Source organism: Gemmatimonadota bacterium (genome assembly GCA_041390125.1).
Classification (GTDB): Bacteria; Gemmatimonadota; Gemmatimonadetes; order Longimicrobiales; family Gaopeijiaceae; genus JAGQIF01.
The window spans coordinates 388,668-407,385 of the sequence record JAWKQN010000002.1 but is presented as its reverse complement, the minus strand read 5'-3'; the positions used below and the strand labels follow the sequence as shown (position 1 = coordinate 407,385).

Genomic DNA, 18,718 nt, shown 5'->3' with positions numbered 1-18,718 from the left:
TCAGGCGTCGACGTGCTGACCGCGCAGCGCCTCCAGGAAGCGGTTGGCCCAGGCGTGCACGTCGTTGCGGCGCAGCACCTGCATCATGGCCTCATGGCGACGCCGCCGTTCCGCCTGGGGCATTTCGATCACCTGGTGCAGGGCGTCCGCGACGCCGTCGAGGTCGTACGGGTTCACGAGCACGGCTCCGTCGAGCTCGCAGGCGGCGCCGGCCAGCGTGGAGAGCACCAGCACACCCGGGTCTTCCGGGTCCTGGGCCGCTACGTACTCCTTCGCGACGAGGTTCATGCCGTCCCGGATGGGCGTCACCAGTCCCACCTTGGCGCTCCGCATGATGCCGAGCAGGCGGGCGCGCTCCACGCCCTGATTCAGGTAGTGGATGGGCACCCAGTCCATCTGCGCGTACGTCCCGTTGATGTTGCCGGCCAGTTGCTCGAGCGTCTCGCGGATCTCCGCGTAGGCGCGGACCCCCTGTCGCGTAGGTGGGGCGATCTGCATGAGGACCAACTGGCCCACGTGCTCCGGGTACCGCTCCAGGAGTCGTTCGAACGACTGGAAGCGCTCGGGTAGCCCCTTGCTGTAGTCGAGGCGGTCCACACCCAGGACGAGCGCGCGGCCACCGAAGGACGCCATCGTCTTCTCGGGTCGGGGTGTCACCGACTCGACGGCACGGGTCGCGCAGTCGTCCACGTCGATCCCGATAGGATAGACGTCGGCGCAGGGAGAGGCGCGGAGCCGCGAGGGCTCGCGGCGGTCCGCTTCCTCGATCGTGCCGAGGTCCGCCGCGTCCAGGCAGTTGCGGAACGAGTGCAGGTCCGGCTCCGTCTGGAACCCGATCACATCGTACGCGCAGAGCCCGCGCAGCATCTCGCGATGCGTCGGAAGCGCACGCAGGACGTCATAGTCCGGGAACGGCGTGTGCAGGAAGAAGCCGATGGGCTGGCGTGCACCCAGTCGTCGCAGCTCCGAGGCGAGCGGGATCAGATGGAAATCATGGACCCAGATGATGTCGTCGGGCTGCAGGCGAGGCAGGAGGGTGCGCGCGAAGCGGGCGTTGACCCGCAGGTAGATCTCGAACTCGCGCCGGTCGTACTTCAGGAAGCCAAGCAGGTAGTGGAACAGCGGCCAGAGCGCGTTGTTGCAGAACCCGTTGTAGTACCCGTCGATCTCCTCCTGGGAGAGATCGAGCGTGACGTAGCGGATGCCCTCGTGCACGAGGACCTCGGGGCTCTCGTCCGCAGCGCCCTCGTCTCCGCTCCACCCGAACCACAGCCCGCCCGTGCCGGCCAGCGCGGCGTGGACACCGACGGCGAGTCCGCCCGCCACCTCCCCGGTTCTCGGATCGGGGACGCGGTTGGAGACCACCACCACCCGGCTCATATCGCGTCCTCCCAGGGCCGACTCAACAACATGGCCGAATTGATGATGCCCACCATGCTGTAGGTCTGGGGGAAGTTGCCCCACAGCTCGTGGGTGATGGGGTCGATGTCCTCCGACAGCAGGCCCAATCGGTTGCGACGGGCCAACAGGTGCTCGAAGAGCTCGCGGGCCTCGTCCCGGCGGCCGGTCGCCACGAGGGCGCCGATGAACCAGAACGTGCAGACGGTGAAGGCGGTCTCCGGGGCGCCGAAGTCGTCGTCCGCCGAGTAGCGGAAGAGGTAGTCCCCGCGCCGAAGGTCCTTCTCGATGGCCTGGACGGTGCCGCGGAAACGGGGGTCGTCGGGGGAGAGGAAGCGCAGGTCGCTGAGCAGCAGGAGGCTCGCGTCGAGGCTGTCGCCGCCGAACGACTCCGCGAAGGCGCCGAGCCCGGGGTTCCAGGCTTCGCGCGCGATCTCGGCATGCAGCCGGTCCGCGTGGCTCCGCCAGCGCGCTGCGGGGTCGTCGAGCCCGAGGACGCGGGCGATCCGCGCCAGGCGGTCACACGCGGCCCAGCACATGACCGCGGAGAACGTGTGCACCCGCGCACGGCCCCGGTACTCCCAGGGTCCCGCGTCCGGTTGGTCGTAGCGCAGCAGGGCCTGCTCGCCCAACGGCTCCAGCGCGCGAAATGCATCGATCCCTCCCGAATGCACCAGGCGCTGATCGAAGAACGACTGCATCGACGCCAACACGACCGAGCCGTAGACGTCGTTCTGGACCTGCTCATGCGCCTGATTCCCCACACGCACGGGCCCCATCCCCCGGTACCCGGGGAGCGTGTCGACGTGGATCTCCTCGAGTCGCGCGGAGCCCGTGATGCCGTAGACCGGCTGTAGGTGGTTATCCCCCGATCGGGCTGCGAGGTCCATCAGGAAGCGGAGGTACGACTCCATGGTCTTCGTGGCGCCGAGACGGTTCATGGCCTGCACGACGAAGTAGGCATCCCGCAACCAGCAGTACCGGTAGTCCCACGTACGCACGGTGCCTGGCGCCTCCGGGATGGAGGTGGTCATGGCGGCCACGACGGCGCCCGTGTCCTCGAACGTGCAGAGCTTGAGGGTGATGGCGGCACGGATCACCGCATCCTGCCACTCCAGCGGGATGGTCAGGCCCCGCGTCCACCGTTGCCAGTATTCGGTGGTGAGTTCGAGGAAGCGTCGCCCGAGGTCTCCCGGGGCTTCCGTCACCGGCTCATCGGGACCGAGCACGAGCGTCACGGGCTGATCCAGCACGAAGGCCCGCTCTTCCAGCAGCGCGGAGGTGGACCCGTCCGTGGTGACGCGCAGCACCTGCTCGGGGAGCAGGAAGCGGATGTGGTTGCTGCCTTGCGTGGTGTCCGGTCGGACGGCGCCGTACCGTCCCACCGGGCGCAACCGCAGCCGGATGCGGGGACGGCCCGTGAGCGGACGGAGCTGTCGGATCAGCATTGCCGGTCGGAAGGTACGGCCGTAGAGCGGGAATCGGGGCGCGAAGTCCACGATCTCGACCTGTGCTCCCTGATCGTCGGTCAGGACCGTCTCGAGGATCGGTGTGTTCAGACGATACCGCTGGGTGCTCGACACGGCGCCGCTGAGCTCGACGTCGAAGAAGCCCGCGGCCGGGTCCTCCTCCTCCTGCAGCAGCGAGCAGAAGACGGGATCGCCGTCCAGACGCGGGAGGCAGGTCCAGACCATGCGCGCACGGTCGTCGATCAGGGACGCGATCTGACAATTGCCGATGGCGGCGAGCTGCAGGTTGGGCATCGGGGGACCGGGTTGTGGTTCAGCGGCGAGCGGCGAGCGCTTCGGAGAGGTGACGCAGCCACGCGTGCACGGCCGTCACGTCGGGCAGGTGGTGGTGGGCCACCCCGGGATCGCCGGAGCCCACGTGGATGGAGAGGCCGTCCCGTTCGTTCACGGCCGAGAACCCGGCCTGATCGGTCAGGTCATCCCCGAGGAAGACGGGAGTGCGTCCGGCGAAGCCCTCCGTGTCGAGCAGGGCGCGGATGCCATCGCCCTTGTCGGCGGGGCCTGCCCGAAGCTCCGCGACCATCTTGCCGGGCTGGACCGTCGCGGGTGGGCCCAACGCCGCTTGTGCAGCCTCGATCTCGGCGTGGGCCCGCGCTTCGGCGTCCGGCGCCTGGCGGTAGTGCAGGGCGAGGGCGGCGCCCTTGTCCTCGAGCAGCACGCCGTCCTCGTCGGTGGCGAAGCGCCGCAGGCGTTCCCGGATCTCCTCCCAGCCCGCCGGGAGGGGTGGGTCCTCCCGATGTCCATCCGCGTGTCGGCGTTCGAGCCCGTGCAACCCCACCGCGGGAAGGCGTAGCGGTCGGACGATGCGGTCCAGGTCGTCGATCCCCCGCCCGCTGACGAGCGCCAGCGCGCCGTCGAGTCGGCCGCGCAGGTCCCGCAGCAGGGGCAGCAGGCCGTCGCGGACGACGACCTCGTCCGGCCGGGGCGCCAGCTCCACCAGGGTGCCGTCCACGTCGAGGAAGAGGGCCCAGCGCTCCTGGGCGGGGGGGACGGCGGGTGGGCGGGACAGGGTCATGACGGGTGCGGGATCCTCCGGTCGAGGGGCGGACGCGGTCGGGCTCAGCCCGAGCCGGACACGTCCGGATAGGTCTCCTGGAGCGGGTACGCGCGGGTGCTCATCTCCTGTGCACACCACGCGGACAGGCGGGAGCGTACATCCGGCGGCACGTCTTTGTGCCGATCCGACGTGCCGCGCACGAACAGTTGGGCATCGACGGCGAGGATGTGCGGCGGGTGCATCTCGAACGTGTCCTGATGTTCCTGCATGTATGCAAAGCCGCTCTTGCGCACCACGGCGGCGCGCTCCTCGGCGTCGAGTGGCCGGAGGCCCAGGAAGGCCGCCACCCGGTCGACGATCGCACCGGGATCGGCCTTCATCTCCTCGAAGTGGACGAAGAGCACATTGGGGTGCTGCTGGGCCTGATCCCACCACCCGGCCACGTGGTCCGTCCAGGTGCCCCACCACATCCACTCGGGAGAGCGGAACCAGGCCTCGGAGACGTCCAGGGGCGGGGCCAGGGCACCCGCGTTGGTGGCGATGAAGTCGACACAGCTCGCGAAGCAGGAGACGGGATGGCGGGCGACGTAGATGTACTTCGCCTCCGGGCTCCAGGGGCACGCGGTCGCCGGCAGATGGGTCTTGATGATGCGGGACGGACGCTCATCCCCCACCCGGGGGGCCTCCCGGACACCCACGCTCTTGCGAGCCTCGATCCAGGGCGAGATCGCGTAGAGCGTGGTGCCCCGCTCCACCAGGTCGCCGTGGCCTCTCATCACGGTCTCGTAGACGACCTGCTGCATCCAGGTGGTCCCGCACTTCATCTGCGTGACCACGAAGACGTCCTCGGCGGAGGGCACGTAGCGCCGGGCGTCGGCGAAGCTCTCCGGATTGCACGTCCCGCGGGGGCCGGCCAGCCCGTCCTGCTGGAAGCTGGCCTTCTCGAAGGTGAAGCGGTTGAAGCGGCCGATCAGGCGCAGGATGGGCCGGAGCAGCCGGGCCTGGGTCCGCAGGCGGGCCTTGAACGCCGCCCGCTCACCCGGAGGCCGGCCATAGTACCCGAGCCCGACCGTCTGCTGGTCCTCCCAGGTCAGGACCACCGAGAGGTGGACCACCTGGACCACGAGGAAGACCACCAGCAGCACCACGACCAGCAGGATCCAGCCCATCGTCCTTGCGTTCCGGTTGGGGTCCACCGCGAAGCGGCCGCAATCTGGTGTGGCAGGAGGCGTGCCGGAAGCCGGGCCGGTGCTCTTGCCTACGAGAACGGGGGTGCGGCCGTGTGGCCGCACCCCCGGAACTCCCTCCCGCCTCGAGCGTCAGCTCGGCACGTTGACGTTCGGGTTCCCCTCGTACTCCTCGAGCGGCATGGGGTAGCAGGTCGCGGTGCCGTAGTCGCCCCACTGCTCATTGGGGTGCTGACCCTGGGGGAACATGTTGTCCCCTTCCCGCAGCCAGCGCCGCAGGTCACCGAGACGGTGCCCGCTCAGGAACAGGTCCCGACCACGCTGGTCGCGCAGCTCCATCATCAGCTCGTCGCCGGACAGGGTGACGGGCGCCTGGTTGCCCACGGCCCGCCTCTCGTTCACGAAGTCCAGCGTCTCCTGCGACGGCCCCAGCGCTTCGTAGTAGTTGTGACGAGCCTCCAGGCCGGACGCGAACGTGATGTCCGTGCCCTGCAGGAAGTCCGGCGGGGTGCCGCCGTTCGCGAAGGTCTCTCCGTTGTACTCGGAGAACATGAGCCCCTGCTTGGGCGTGTAGAGCTGCGTGAGCCGGTTGTGGCCCAGCCGCCAATCCGGCAGGTGCTGCACGCGCGGGTCGGTCAGGAAAGGCTCCAGATCCTGCTCGCCGAAGTTGTCGGGACCCCCCGCCAGGAAGTGCGGGTGCATCCCCAACGAGTGGTTGGCGCCCGTCACACGGGCCTCGAGGATGTTGTAGGTCCGGGGGTCGGTGTCGCTGTACTCCACCCACCTCCGGAACTCCTCGGGCACCTGCTGCGCGATGGCCAGGACCTCGGCATCGTTGCCCAGGTTCAGGTGCGCCCTGCTCAGCCCCACCCGCGCCAGGTTCGCGATCTCGTCGTCCCCGGCGGTCTGAGCGATGCTGAGCGCCTCGTCCAGCCGGTCCACGGCGAACTGATAGAGCTGCAGCGGCTCATAGATCTCCGAGCCGACGTTCACCGTGGCTTCGCACATCGCATCGGCCAGCAGGATGTAGGAATATCCCGCGTAGGCCAACGCCGTGGCCATGCGCTCATCCGCCGACGGCGTGGCCAGCAGGGTGCGGAAGCGGCCGGCCACACTGTCGGCCTGCGCCCGGGCCCGGCTCAGATCGGAGAACATCAGGTCGGCATCCCCTTCGTCGAAGCGCACCACGCGCTGACTCAGACGAGCCGTCTGCTCCCAATTGATGCCGGTGATCTGCTGGTCGGTGAACATGCTGCCCCGCCAGATGAACGGGTCGGAGTATGCGGCCTGGAAGTCGCCGATCACCCCGTTGAGCAACACGTTGACCAGCGTGGAATCCTGCAGCAGCTCCTCGTTGAGCTCGGCGGGGTTGTTCACCTCCAACAGCTCGTCCACGGAGCAGGCCGATCCCAGGAGCGCTGCACCCGCGATCGCGATCGCGGTCAGGCCCCTCCGGTGTGCCTTGGTTGTCATGGTCTTCATGGTCTCCTCGTCAGAACGAGACGCGCGCGCTGAGCGCGAACGTCCGCAGCATCGGGATCGACGCGTAGTCGGTGCGGTTGAACTCGGCGAGCGAGTTGAAGTTGACCTCGGGGTCGGGCGAGCCCAGTCCCTCCTGGTCGAACTCGTACTTGGTCCACATCCACAGATTCCGGGCGGACAGCGTGATCGCCGCCGTCCCGAGGCCGACCCGGCTCACGAGGTCGCCCGGCAGCTGGTAGCTGGCCGAGATCTCCCGCAGCTTGATGAAGTCCGCCTCCTGGATCCAGGTCTTGGTCTGGAGGCTCTTCGCGACCGCGACGTCCACCGGATCGGAGTTGGGGTCGTTGACCAGGAGCGTGTTCTGGTCGATGCGGCTCCGGACCGAACAGATGGCGCACCACTGGTAGTGGCCGCCCTTGTAGTCCAGGTTCGCGAACAGCCGCACGTTGTCGAACAGCGTGAACGTGTTCGTCAACGCGATCTCGCGCGTGGGCAGGGCCGGACCGACGTACTCCTTGTCGGATGCGACCGTCACGTCGCCGCTTCCGTCGAGCACCGGCTGCCCCGACGCGTCACGGACCACATCCGTGCTCCAGAAGCCACCCAGGGGATAGCCCTCGATGTGGCGCTGCACCGTGGCGAACGACCCGAACTCGATCTGATCGATCGGCGCGTCGCCGAAGGTGACCAGCTCGTTGCTGTTGCTGGAGTACGCCACCGTGGCGTCCCACTGCACGCTGCGCGTGTAGAGCGGCGTGGCCGTGAGAAGCACTTCGAACCCGCTGTTGGCGATCTCACCCACGTTGGTCAGGTGGACGCCGCTGAACCCGGACGACGGCGGATCGGGCACCTCGATGAGGGCGTCGCGCGTCTTCTGGTTGTAGTACGTGAAGTCCAGGCCCATCCGGCCGTCCAGGAACGAGGCCTCGAAGCCCATCTCCAGCTCGGAGCCGGTCTCGGCCTTCAGATCCGGATTGCCGTAGGAGGACGGCCGCAGGAGGTTCACGACCGCGTCACCGAGCGTGGTCACGCCGGCGTCGAACGTACGGTCTGCCGTGAACGGCGCAGGCGGGCTGCCCGCCTGACCCCAGGCTCCGCGCAGCTTGAGCTGATCGATCCAGTCGACCTCGAAGAAGTCCTCGTCGGAGATGACGTAGGACAGCTGGGCCTTGGGATAGACCACCAGCGAGAAGTCCTTCCCGAACGCGGAGTTGTCGTCCACGCGCACGGCGGCGGTGGCGAACAGCCGGTTCTTGAACCCGACCTGCTCCTGCACATAGAACCCGAGCGACGTCTGCTGCTCCAGGTCCTGCTGCGCGCGGGTGTTGGCCGCCGAACCCACCAGGTTGATCTGGCTCGCGACCAGGCCCTCACCGACCGTGGTGTAGGACTCGAACTTCCGCGCGTTGAGCTGCATCCCCGCGCTGAAGGCGGAGCTGTAGTTCTCGCTCAGGTCGGTGTTGACGGTCCCGGAGTAGTCGACGGTCCAGGTGTGCACGTCCGGCAGGAAGATGTCGATGGTGCCGGTCGCGGCCGTGGCGCCCCAGGGGGCCAACCCGGTGTTGTCGATCGGGAAGAACTCGGTGACCTCACGGTCGTTCCGGTCCATGCCCACCACGAGCCGGTTCGAGAACCAGGAGGTGGGCTCGTAGTTGATGGTGGCGCCCAGCGTGAAGCGCTCGCCGCGGGTCTGCAGATCGTAGTCGTTGGCCAATTCGGGCCCGAATCCGCGGAAGCCCTGCTCCCAAGGATCACTGGTGGCGCCGGCGCGGCCGCGATACGCGTTGCGCAACACCGAGTTGGACGAGTTGTTCGACAGCGGCTGCTTGATGTGCTGCCGAACGTAGCCGACGTTGACGTTGAAGTTCAGCTTCTCGGTCGGCGTGAAGCCGAAGTTGGCGCGGCCGCCGGTGCGCCGGGCGAAGTTGTTCAGGAAGACGCCCTGCTCGTCGCCCTTCTCGGCGGAGATGAAGTAGTTGAACAGCTCCCCACCGCCGCGCGCCGACAGGTTGAAGGCGTACTGGCCGGGGCCGTTGGGATCGCTCGACCCTTCGTTGCCCCGCACCGCGTTCGGATGCCGGGTCATGGGATCGTCCTGCAGGACCGTCCCGGGAGACACACCCTGGCAGCCCGGGAACCGGACCGCGTCGTTCACGTTGGACTGGGTGCACTGCCAGTAGGTGATGGGCCGCTCCAGCGTCCAGTCCGACGTGCCCAGATCCATGCTGGCGGTCCACTGGATGCCGGTGCCCGGGCGCCCCTTCTTGGTGATGATCTGGATCACGCCCGACGCGGCTTCGGCGCCGTACAACGTGGCCGCCGCGGGGCCCTTGATCACCTCGATGGAGGCGATGTCGTTCGGGTTCAGGAAGTCGAGCGCGTTGGTGCAGTGCACCACGGAGCCGCACTGCCCGTCCTGGTTGCCGCTCTCGATGCGCACGCCATCCACGTAGATGACGGGCTCGAAGCGACCGGCCAGCGAGCCGGATCCGCGCAGGCGGATCTGCGACCCGTCTCCGGCGCCACCCCCGTTGGACACCAGGCTCAGTCCCGGTGTGCGCGCCTGCAGGAGCTCCTGCACGCTGACGACCGGTACCGCCTCGGTGACCTCGGCGGCCTCGAACTTCTGGATGGAGTTGCCGATGGATCGGCGCTGGGTCTGGCCGGCCGTGCCGGTGACCACGATCTCGTCGAGCTCCAGCGCCTGCTGGCCCATGGAGAAGTCGACGGAGGCCGTCTGGCCCGCCGCGACCGTCACCTGCTGCTCGACGACGCCGTACCCGATGAGCTCGACCCGCACGACCTGCGAGCCGGTGGGGACGTTCAGGATGAGATACTGGCCGCTGCTGTTGGCCAGCCCGCCGCGGCCGGTACCGACCACGAGGACCTGGGCTCCGGGCAGCGGGCGCATGGTCACCGCGTCGGTGATCTGCCCTCGGATGTTGCCAGTGGCCTGTTGCGCGTCCAGCGACGCAGCACCCAGACCGACCGTGGCTGCCAGGGCCAGAGCCCCGAACAGCGTTCGGACGCCGGTGGCGTTCATGGCGTCTCCTCTTTGTTCCGCAAGGGACGTGGAGAGGCGGAGCCACGACGGACCGGATCTGAACGCAACTGCTGCACGGGACCGGTCCGAGGCGTTCTGGCCGGGAGCCCTTGGCGCTCAGGAGGTTTCCGCAAGGAGTGGCAACCGCCTGGGTCGTAGGCAATCTGACCCGGATCTACCGACAATACAAGGAAGGAGCGTGAATCGAACGGACGTCCGATCGGTTCACGCGGCCCTTTGGGCGGCCGTCCGATCGGTTCACACGCCCCTGTCGGCGGCCCTCGACTGTCCCCGCGGGGGTTCGCCCAGGCGTTCCCGGGGCGTCCCCAACACCCCCTCCGCCGCGTGTGCGAGACCCAGCAGCCGCACGTCGTCGCCGCCGGCGGCGATCCACTGGAGCCCCACCGGCAACCCCTGCGCATCCAGGCCCGCCGGCTGGGAGACGGCACACAGACCCAGCCAGCTGGCGGGCGTCGTGGCCCGGAGCGAGGCGCGGTTGACGGGCACGTACGCGTCGAGCGTCTGCACGCGGTCCACGGGGGGTGCGGTGAACGGGACCGACGGGACGGCCACCGCGTCCACCTCCGCCATCCACACCCGGGCGCGCTGGGCCGCAGCCACGCGCGCCGTCCGGATCCGCTCGATCGCCTCCGCCGTCACGTCACGGCCGGGCGCCACGCGCGCGCCCACGATCGGATGGAGCAGGGGCCACCAGTCCGCGAGCCGATCGTCCAGGAACGCTGCACACTCGGCGGCGACCAGCCCCGATTCGAGGTAGGCGCGGCTCGCGTCGTCGAACGGCGCGCCGTCGAGGTCGACCAGTCGGGCGCCCGCCGCCTCGAGCTCGCGAAGCGCACCCCGCACCACCGCCACCACCCCCGCCTCCGCCTCCTCCCAGACCGTGGAGGACGGCACACCGATCCGGAGCCCCCGCACCGAGGTGCCGGCGAGGGCCCGCTCGAGCGCGAGCGGGCCCTCGCACTCCGGATCGACGGCGCCGAACAGGTGGATCTGGTCCGCGACCGAGCGGGTGAGCGCGCCCACCGTGTCGAGCGTGGCCGAGAGGGGAACCACCCCGTCCGTGGACCAGCGGCCCTGGGTGAGCTTCTGGCCGACCACGCCCGTGAGCGCAGCCGGAATGCGGATGGAGCCCCCGGTATCGGTGCCCAGGGCGATCACGGCCGAGCCCTCCGCCAGGCTCACGCCCGCGCCCGAGGAGGATCCACCCGGCAGCCGGTGAACGTCGGCGTCCCACGGATTGGCCGGTGTGCCGGCCACCGGGTTCAGCCCCGCTCCCCCGAACGCCAGCTCCACCGTGTGCGTCTTGCCGATGACCACCGCCCCGTGCGCCCGCAGCGTGGAGATCAGGAAGCCCTCGCGCTCCCATTCGACCGGGAGCCGGCGGGCGGTCCCCGCGAAGGTGGGCAGGCCGTCCACCCCGTAGAGGTCCTTGGCGGACACCGGCATGCCGTCGAAGAACCCCGGCTGTCCGCGGGTCCGGCGGGCCTCCACCGCGCGAGCCTGGGCACGGGCGTGCTCGGGGTCGAACGTGCGGTAGGCGCCGAAGCGGGCGTCCCGGTCGAGGTGGCGCTCGATCGCCTCCTCCACCAGGGCGGTAGGGCGCACGGCACCGGTCTCCACGGCCCGGGCGATGTCGGCGAGGGGACGCTCCAGGAGGCTCACGGTGTCCCCGACTCCAGCACCATCGCGACCGCGGACGCCGGACAGGCCCCGGTGAGCTCGGCCGAACCCGCCAGCGCCGCAGGCAGGTCGGAGCGCGGCAGGGCACGGAAGCCGCGAGCGGCGAACCAGGCCTCGGCGGTGGTGGTCAGCAGATGGATGGCGCCGATCCCCTCCCCCCGCGCCCGGGCGATGACCTGCGCGCACAGCGCCCCTGCGACGCCCCGGCCGCGCCAGCGGGGCGCCACCACCACCGAGCGGAGCAGCCCCACGTCGTCGTGGCGTTCGAGTCCCGCGGCGCCGACGACGGCCCCCTGGTCGTCACGAGCCACCAGCAGCCTGGCCCAGGCGTCGTCCAGCCCGTCCAGGGGGAGCGCGGCTGCCTTCAGCAGCGCCTCCACCGCGGACCGATCGGTGGGAGATGCCGGCCCCACCATCGGTCGGGCCTGCTCCGGGGGGCGGGGCGCAGCGGTCATCGGGTCCTCGGGAACCGGGTGGATCGGGCAGTCCGGAGACGAGGGTACGCCGTGGCCGTGGGGCTCTGTCAAGGCGCAGGAGCAAGCCCGGCGCGGACTTGTGCGGGCCGGTGCCGATCCGACACAATTGCCAGGCCCCCCGCGCCCGTTCGCGCCCCGCCTTCCGACTCCGCCGAGACCATGAAGAGCTACTTCGACGACGCCGTCACCGTAGACGAGAGCACCGTCACCGTCCACGACGCCGCCGCGCTGGCGGGGCCAGCCATGGACGCCCTGGTCCGGGATGCGGTCTTCGGTGAGGAGGGGGAGCGGGCGGACGCGCGCTGGCTGCTCTGGGAGCTGGGCCAGGCCGTGGGCGTGCGGCCCGCCTCCATCCACGACCTCTACCTGGCCCGGGGCCGGGGCGAGGTGGGCGGCTTCACCGTGCCGGCCATCAACGTGCGCGGCGCCACCTACGAGACCGCCCGTTCCATCTTCCGCACGGCCAAGCGCATGGAGGCGGGCGCCTTCATCCTGGAGATCGCCCGCTCCGAGATCGCCTACACGGCGCAGAGACCTCAGGAGTACGTCAGCGTGCTGCTCGCTGCCGCGCTGCGCGAGGGGTTCCGGGGACCGGTCTTCATCCAGGGTGATCACTTCCAGGTCAACGCCAAGAAGTACGCGCAGGACGCCACCGCCGAGGTGGACGCCGTCAAGCAGCTGATCCACGAGGCCCTCGATGCCGGCTTCTACAACATCGACGTGGACACCTCCACGCTGGTGGACCTGGACCAGTCGACGTTGGACGACCAGCAACGCCTCAACTACGAGATCTGTGCGGAGCTGACCCGCACGATCCGCGAGCTCGAGCCCGACGGCGTGACCGTCTCGATCGGTGGGGAGATCGGCGAGGTCGGCAGCCAGAACAGCACGGTTCCGGAGCTGCGCGCCTTCATGGACGGCTACAACCGCGTGCTGGCCGACCAGCTTCCGGGGGCGGCGGGGCTGTCGAAGATCTCCGTGCAGTCGGGGACGACCCACGGGGGTGTGGTGCTCGCGGACGGCTCCATCGCGGACGTGAAGCTGGACCTGAACACCCTTGAGGAGCTCTCGCGCGTGGCGCGCGACGAGTACGGCCTGTCGGGCGCGGTGCAGCATGGGGCCTCCACGCTCCCGGACGACGCCTTCCACAACTTCCCGCGCACCGAGACCGCCGAGATCCACCTGGCGACGAACTTCCAGAACATGCTCTACGACCACCTCCCGGCGGACCTGCGGGAGCGCATCTACGGCTGGGTACGCGACAACCTGGCCTCGGAGCGGGGCGCCAAGGACTCCGACGAGCAGTTCCTCTACAAGAGCCGCAAGAAGGCGCTCGGCCCCTTCAAGGCGGACATCTGGGACCTGCCGGCGGACGTGCTGGACGCGTTGGGCAAGGCGTACGACGACAAGTTCACGTTCCTGTTCACCCAGCTGGCGATCGGCGGGACCCGGGCCGCGGTGCGGAGCACGGTCAAGCCGCTGCAGATCCATCGCCCGCGGCCGGGCACGCCAGGGCACGTGACGGTGAGCGCCGCTCCCGACGACGCCGACCTGAGCGACTGACCTGTCGCGGGGAGGCCCCCGCGCACCGTTCCGCCGAGCCGCTTGCGTGGGCTCGCCGGGCTGCCCAAGCTCGGCGGGCCCTTCCTCGTCTCCCGTACACCGGCGCCCATGGCCACCCCCGACTCCACAGCTCCGGCCCCCGGCGCGGCCCGGGCGCGCTTCCGGCGGACGCTGGTGCGCGTGCTCGCGGTCCAGGTGGTGACGCTGGCGCTGCTCTGGCTGCTCCAGACCGCCTACGGGAGCTGATCCATGCATCCTCTGAATTGGGTGATCGTGGTCGGCTACGTCGGCTACGTCATGTGGGACGGCATCCGCCGCGCCAAGGGCACACGCGAGATCGAAGGCTACTTCCTCGCGAACCGCAGCCTACCGTGGTGGGCCGTGGGTCTGTCGGTCATGGCCACGCAGCTGTCCGCAGTGACGATGATCGGCACCACGGGGCAGGGGGCCACCGACGGTCTGCGCTTCGTGCAGTTCTACTTCGGGCTGCCCCTGGCGATGGTCATCCTGGGGGTGACCCTCGTCCCGTTCCTGCACGGCTCCAAGGTCTTCACGGCGTACGAGTACCTGGAGCGCCGCTTCGACGCGAAGACGCGCTCGTTGACCAGCTTCCTCTTCCTGATCTCGCGCGGCCTCTCCTGCGGGACCATCATCGCGGCGCCGGCCGTGGTCTTCTCGGCGGTGTTCGGCTGGAGCCTGTCCTGGTCGGTGCTGGTGATCGGCGTACCCACCGTGATCTACACCGTGCTGGGCGGCGTGCAGGCCGTGACCTGGGCGGACGTCAAGCAGATGGTCCTGATCGTCGTGGCGCTGGTGTCCGTGATCGTCGTCCTGGTGCTCAACATGCCCGTGAGCCCCGACGACGCCCTGCGCATCGCCGGAGCCACGGGACGTCTGCAGACCTTCGACTTCACGTTCGACGTCAACGAGACGTACACGTTCTGGTCCGGTGTGCTCGGCGGCACGTTCCTCATGCTGTCGTACTTCGGCACCGATCAGAGCCAGGTGCAGCGCTACCTGACGGCCCGCTCCGTGGACGAAGCGCGCTCCTCGCTGCTGATGAGCGCGTACTGGAAGATCCCGCTGCAGGCCCTGGTGTTGTTGGTGGGCGTCGGCGTCTTCCTCTTCTATCTCTTCACGACGCCGCCCCTGCTGTTCAATCCGGCACACGAGGAGGCCGTGCGCGCGGAGGCCGGGGCGGAGTACGCCACGCTCGAGGCGCGCTTCGAGACCGCATTCACGGAGCGGGAGGCGGCGGCCCGGCAGGTGGCGGACGCGCGCTCCGCCGGGGACGGCACCACGGAGTCCTCCGCCATGCAGGCCTTCCTGGCCCATGAGGCCGAAGTGGGCGTGGTCCGTGCGGAGGCGCTCGCGCTGGCGGAGGAGGTCACCGGGGAGTCCTCCCGCGACGTCAACTACATCATCCCCGCGTTCGTGCTGCACGAGCTTCCGATCGGGCTCACCGGCCTCTTCATCGCCGGCGTGATGGCGGCGGCCATGTCCTCCGTGGCCGCCGAGCTCAACTCGTTGTCCACGGCGTCGGTCATCGACTTCTACCGCCGCTGGGTGAAACCCGAAGGCAGTGACGAGCATTTCCTCAACGTCTCCAAGATCGCGACGGCGTTCTGGGGTGCGTTCGCCTGCTTCGTGGCCACGTATGCGGCCACGTTGGGCTCGCTCATCGAGGTGGTGAACCGGTTCGGGTCCTTCTTCTACGGGTCCATCCTCGGCGTCTTCCTGCTCGCCATGATCCCGCGGGCGCGGGCCGTGGGGGCGTTCGTGGGCCTGCTGTCCGGAATGACCGCGGTGGGGTTGGTGAGCTTCCTGGCGCCGTCGGTCTCGTTCCTGTGGCACAACGTGATCGGGGCGCTCACCGTCGTGGCCGTCGGGTGGGTCCTGAGCCTGGGCGGGAGCGGCCGCCCCCTCACGCCCGCCTGACCGGACCGTCCGCCGAGGGGTCTACCATGCTGTTCGCGCTCGCAGCGGGCACCGCCCCCGCCTTCTTCGGCGAGATCGCCGTGCTCGTCGTGGCGGGCGCGCTCATCGCCTACGTCTTCCAGCGGTTCGGCCTGGTGCCCATCGTGGGCTTCCTGGTCACGGGGGTCGTGATCGGTCCCCACGGTCTCGGGCTGGTCCGCGATCCGGCCCTCGTCGATGCCGGCGCCGAGATCGGTGTGGTGCTCCTGCTCTTCACGGTCGGGATCGAGTTCAGCCTCGCCAAGCTGGCCCGCATCAAGACCCTGATCTTCGGCGGCGGCGGCCTGCAGGTGGCCCTGGCCACGCTGGTCACCGCCGGCGCCTGTCTCGCGTTCGGCGTGCCGGGCCGGGCCGCCGTCTACACGGGTCTGCTGGTCTCGCTGTCCTCGACGGTTCTCGTGCTCAAGCTCCTGGCCGACGCGGCCGAGACCGACACCGACCGCGGGCAGGTCTCGCTCGGTCTGCTGATCTTCCAGGACCTCGCCATCATCGCCATGGTGCTCGCTGTCCCGGCCCTGGGCGGGCAGACCGCCGGCGCGGGCGGTGTGCTCGGCGCCTTCGCCAAGGCCGGCGTCATGGTGGCGGTGGCGCTCCTGCTGGCGCGGCGCCTCATGCCCCCGGTCCTGGAGCGCGTGGCGCGCACGTGCTCACCCGAGCTGTTCCTCCTCACGGTCGTGGCCATCTGCTTCGGCACGGCCTGGCTGGCCAGCGCGTTGGGGGTGAGCCTGTCGCTCGGCGCCTTCCTCGCGGGCCTCATCGTGAGCGAGAGCGACTTCAGCGAGCACGCGATGACGGAGATCCTCCCGCTGCAGATGCTGTTCAACGCGACGTTCTTCGTGTCGGTGGGCATGTTGCTGGACCTCCGCTTCCTGCTGGCGAACGCGCCGCTGGTGCTGGCCATCGTGGCGGCGATCGTGGTGGTGAAGGTGGGAACCACTGCCGCGGCGGTGGCGGCGTTGCGCTTTCCCGCCGCGCTCGCCGCGAGCGTCGGGTTCCTGCTGGCCCAGGTCGGCGAGTTCTCGTTCGTCCTCGAGCGCACCGGCCGCGCGGCCGGGCTGTCACCCTTCGGCCTCGGGGAGGATGGCTCCCAGGGATTCATCACGGCGACGGTGTTGCTGATGCTGGGCACCCCCGTCCTGAATTCGGCCGGGCGGCGGCTGGCCGCCCGGTGGGGGGCCCGCGCCCGGGCCCGGGAAGGCGCGCGGCTCGCCGCGACGGAGGGCGGCGGCCACGGCCCCGACCTCACCCATCACGTGGTCGTGGCCGGGTACGGTCCGGCGGGCCACCGGCTGGTGCGCGTGCTGCAGGGGTCCGGGATCCCGTTCCTCATCGTGACGCTGGATCCCGTCGCGGCCAACGATGCGGAGGCGCATGGGCTGCCGGTGCTGCGCGGAGATCCCAGCCGGCGGCGGACGCTGGAGCTCGCCGGCGTGCCGCGCGCGAAGATGATGGTGGTCCCCGACGACGATCCGGGCGCCGCGCACCGGATCCTGGCGGTGGCCCGCGAGCTGGGACCGACCATGCGGGTCCTGGTGCGGACGCGCTTCACGGCCGAGGCGGACGGGCTGGCGCACGCGGGCGCGGACCGGGTGGTGGCGGAGGAGATGGAGAGCATCGTGCGCCTCTTCCACGACATCCTCGAGACGTACCAGGTGGCGCCGGGAGAGATGCGGGCGCACGAGGAGGCGGTCCGCAACGGCAACTATCACGTCCTCCGCGATCCCTCGGCGCAGGGGGACGGGATGGGGCCGTGCCGCCTCGACGCCGACTGCTTCGAGTTGCGGACCGTGCGGGTCCGCCCCGACACGCCCGTGGTGGGCCGGACGCTGCGCGAGCTGGAGGCGGTGCCCTTCGAGGTCCGCTCGGTGCGACGCGGGGGCCGGACGCTCGCGCTCGACGCGGAGCCGCGCATCGCCGCTGGCGACGAGCTGGAGATCCAGGGGAGCGCGGGTGCGCTCCTCGAGGCCGCGCAGTGGTTCCGCGGAGCCGCAGACGGGGCGGGCGCCGTCGCGACGCGCACAGAGGCACCCGCCCCGGGTCGTTCGGAGCGTTTCCAGCCTCGGGCGGACGCGCGCTGCACGCACCTGGACGCCATCGAGCCGGTCGAGCGCCGCAGCGCCGGGTGCGAGGCGTGTGAGCGGATCGGCGCACGCTGGGTCCACCTGCGCATGTGCCTGACCTGCGGTCACGTGGGCTGTTGCGACTCCTCGCAGCACAAGCACGCCACGGCACACCACGAAGCCACCGGCCACCCGCTCATGCGTTCCCTGGAGCCGGGAGAGACCTGGGGCTGGTGCTTCGTCGACGGCGAGCTCCTCTGACGGCGCTCGCCCCTCGGCCTCAGTCGGGGCGCCGCGCCCACTGCGCCAGCCGCGCCCGGAAGGTGTCGAGATCCGGGGCGTGGGTGGTGCCCGTCGGCAGCATGGTGGTCCCGCCCGCCGCTCCGCCTCCCACCACCAGCTCGGTGCCCTCCGGCAGGGCGCCGCGCAGGGCGAGCAGATAGGGCATCGACGTCGCGTCGGCGCGGACGAGGCTGACCGCGACGACGCGAGCGCCGACGCGAACAGCCGCGTCGGCGAGGTCGGGCGCCGGCAGATCGGGACCGAGATAGACGACCTGCCAACCCTCCTGCGCCGCGGTGGCGCCGACGATCATGGCGCCGATCTCGTGGCGCTCGCCGGTCGGGGTGGCCACGACGATGGTCGGCCCCCTCCCGTCCGACGGCTGCGCCGCGTCGATCATCCAGGAGAGGATGCGGCGCAGCGTGGCGCTGGCCAGGTGCTCGTGTGCGGGGCCGAGTGTGCCCGCCGCCCAGGCCTCCCCGATGCGGACGCTCAGCGGATGGAAGACCTGCTCCGCGACGCCCTGTAGACCCCGGGCCAGCGCGGCCCGGCGCAGCACGCGCTCCAACCGGGCACCGTCCAGGCCCTCCACCGCCGCGAAGGCCCGTTCGACCGTCTCCTGGGCCGTCCGCGGAGGCGTGGGCGCCTGGACCTGGGCCCCCGGGATCGGCGGCAGGACGTCACCGGCCACCAGCACCTCCAGGGCCTCGTCCGTCAGGCCGGCAATCTGGTGGATCGCCCGCCCCGCCTCGGTCGCGCGCCGGAGGAGCTCCAGGCGGCGCACCTGGGCGTCCGTGTACATCCTCTGTCCAGCTTCGGTCCGCTCCGGAACCACGGCGGCGTACCGTCGCTCCCAGGCCCGCAGCGCGGCCGGGGAGAGGCCGGCCCGGAGGGCGGCGACGCGGATGGGATGGCGGTTCATGGGCATCGGGGGCGGGGGGCAGGATGCCTCAATGTAGACCTGGACACCCCGTTGACAAGACTTGGACATAGATTGTACAATCCATGTACAACAGTTGTTCA

Annotated in this window: 13 protein-coding genes; 4 read left to right on the top strand and 9 right to left on the bottom strand. The window is 70.2% G+C overall.

The features are described from left to right. The 8 genes from R3E98_01560 to arsN2 form a co-directional block, all read right to left on the bottom strand. A complete protein-coding gene (locus R3E98_01560; protein ID MEZ4422070.1) occupies positions 1 to 1,380 on the bottom strand; it encodes a trehalose-6-phosphate synthase in 1,380 nt (459 codons plus the stop codon). Continuing rightward, positions 1,377 to 3,161 (bottom strand): glycoside hydrolase family 15 protein, encoded by a 1,785-nt coding sequence (locus tag R3E98_01555; protein MEZ4422069.1) that lies wholly within the window; start codon positions 3,159 to 3,161, stop codon positions 1,377 to 1,379. Before R3E98_01555 ends, R3E98_01560 begins: the two co-directional genes overlap by 4 nt. Positions 3,162 to 3,180: 19 nt before the next feature. Next, entirely contained in the window at positions 3,181 to 3,942 is a 762-nt protein-coding gene (gene otsB / locus R3E98_01550; protein MEZ4422068.1) for a trehalose-phosphatase, read from the bottom strand. Positions 3,943 to 3,986: 44 nt separating this feature from the next. Further along, on the bottom strand, positions 3,987 to 5,093 hold the full coding sequence (locus R3E98_01545) for a sulfotransferase domain-containing protein (protein ID MEZ4422067.1): 1,107 nt from the start codon (positions 5,091 to 5,093) through the stop codon (positions 3,987 to 3,989). Between the two features lie 150 nt (positions 5,094 to 5,243). Next, positions 5,244 to 6,593, bottom strand: coding sequence for a hypothetical protein (locus R3E98_01540; protein MEZ4422066.1), 1,350 nt, complete (start codon positions 6,591 to 6,593; stop codon positions 5,244 to 5,246). Positions 6,594 to 6,603: 10 nt separating this feature from the next. Next, positions 6,604 to 9,636: a SusC/RagA family TonB-linked outer membrane protein gene (locus tag R3E98_01535; protein MEZ4422065.1), complete on the bottom strand. Its 3,033-nt coding sequence runs from the start codon at positions 9,634 to 9,636 to the stop codon at positions 6,604 to 6,606. Positions 9,637 to 9,894: 258 nt separating this feature from the next. Further along, positions 9,895 to 11,319 carry an amidase gene (locus tag R3E98_01530; GenBank protein MEZ4422064.1) on the bottom strand — a complete coding sequence of 475 codons (1,425 nt, stop codon included), beginning with the start codon at positions 11,317 to 11,319 and terminating at the stop codon, positions 9,895 to 9,897. After that, the gene (gene arsN2 / locus R3E98_01525) at positions 11,316 to 11,792 is read right to left on the bottom strand and encodes an arsenic resistance N-acetyltransferase ArsN2 (protein ID MEZ4422063.1); all 477 of its coding nucleotides are present in this window, start codon (positions 11,790 to 11,792) and stop codon (positions 11,316 to 11,318) included. The genes R3E98_01530 and arsN2 overlap by 4 nt, the downstream gene beginning before the upstream one ends. A gap of 180 nt (positions 11,793 to 11,972) precedes the next feature. On the opposite strand from arsN2, the gene R3E98_01520 reads away from it, so the two are divergent. From R3E98_01520 to R3E98_01505, 4 genes are read left to right on the top strand one after another with little or no spacing between them, the layout of a single operon-like run. Beyond that, the gene (locus R3E98_01520) at positions 11,973 to 13,376 is read left to right on the top strand and encodes a class II fructose-bisphosphate aldolase (protein ID MEZ4422062.1); all 1,404 of its coding nucleotides are present in this window, start codon (positions 11,973 to 11,975) and stop codon (positions 13,374 to 13,376) included. Positions 13,377 to 13,418: 42 nt separating this feature from the next. Further along, positions 13,419 to 13,622 carry a hypothetical protein gene (locus R3E98_01515; protein ID MEZ4422061.1) on the top strand — a complete coding sequence of 68 codons (204 nt, stop codon included), beginning with the start codon at positions 13,419 to 13,421 and terminating at the stop codon, positions 13,620 to 13,622. A 3-nt stretch (positions 13,623 to 13,625) separates the two neighbouring features. After that, positions 13,626 to 15,314, top strand: coding sequence for a sodium:solute symporter (locus R3E98_01510; protein MEZ4422060.1), 1,689 nt, complete (start codon positions 13,626 to 13,628; stop codon positions 15,312 to 15,314). A gap of 26 nt (positions 15,315 to 15,340) precedes the next feature. Next, positions 15,341 to 17,674: a cation:proton antiporter gene (locus R3E98_01505; protein ID MEZ4422059.1), complete on the top strand. Its 2,334-nt coding sequence runs from the start codon at positions 15,341 to 15,343 to the stop codon at positions 17,672 to 17,674. 19 nt (positions 17,675 to 17,693) lie between these two features. On the opposite strand, the gene R3E98_01500 is transcribed toward R3E98_01505, so the two are convergent. Further along, positions 17,694 to 18,617, bottom strand: a complete 924-nt coding sequence (locus tag R3E98_01500; protein ID MEZ4422058.1) for a MerR family transcriptional regulator — start codon at positions 18,615 to 18,617, stop codon at positions 17,694 to 17,696. Positions 18,618 to 18,718: the final 101 nt, after the last annotated feature.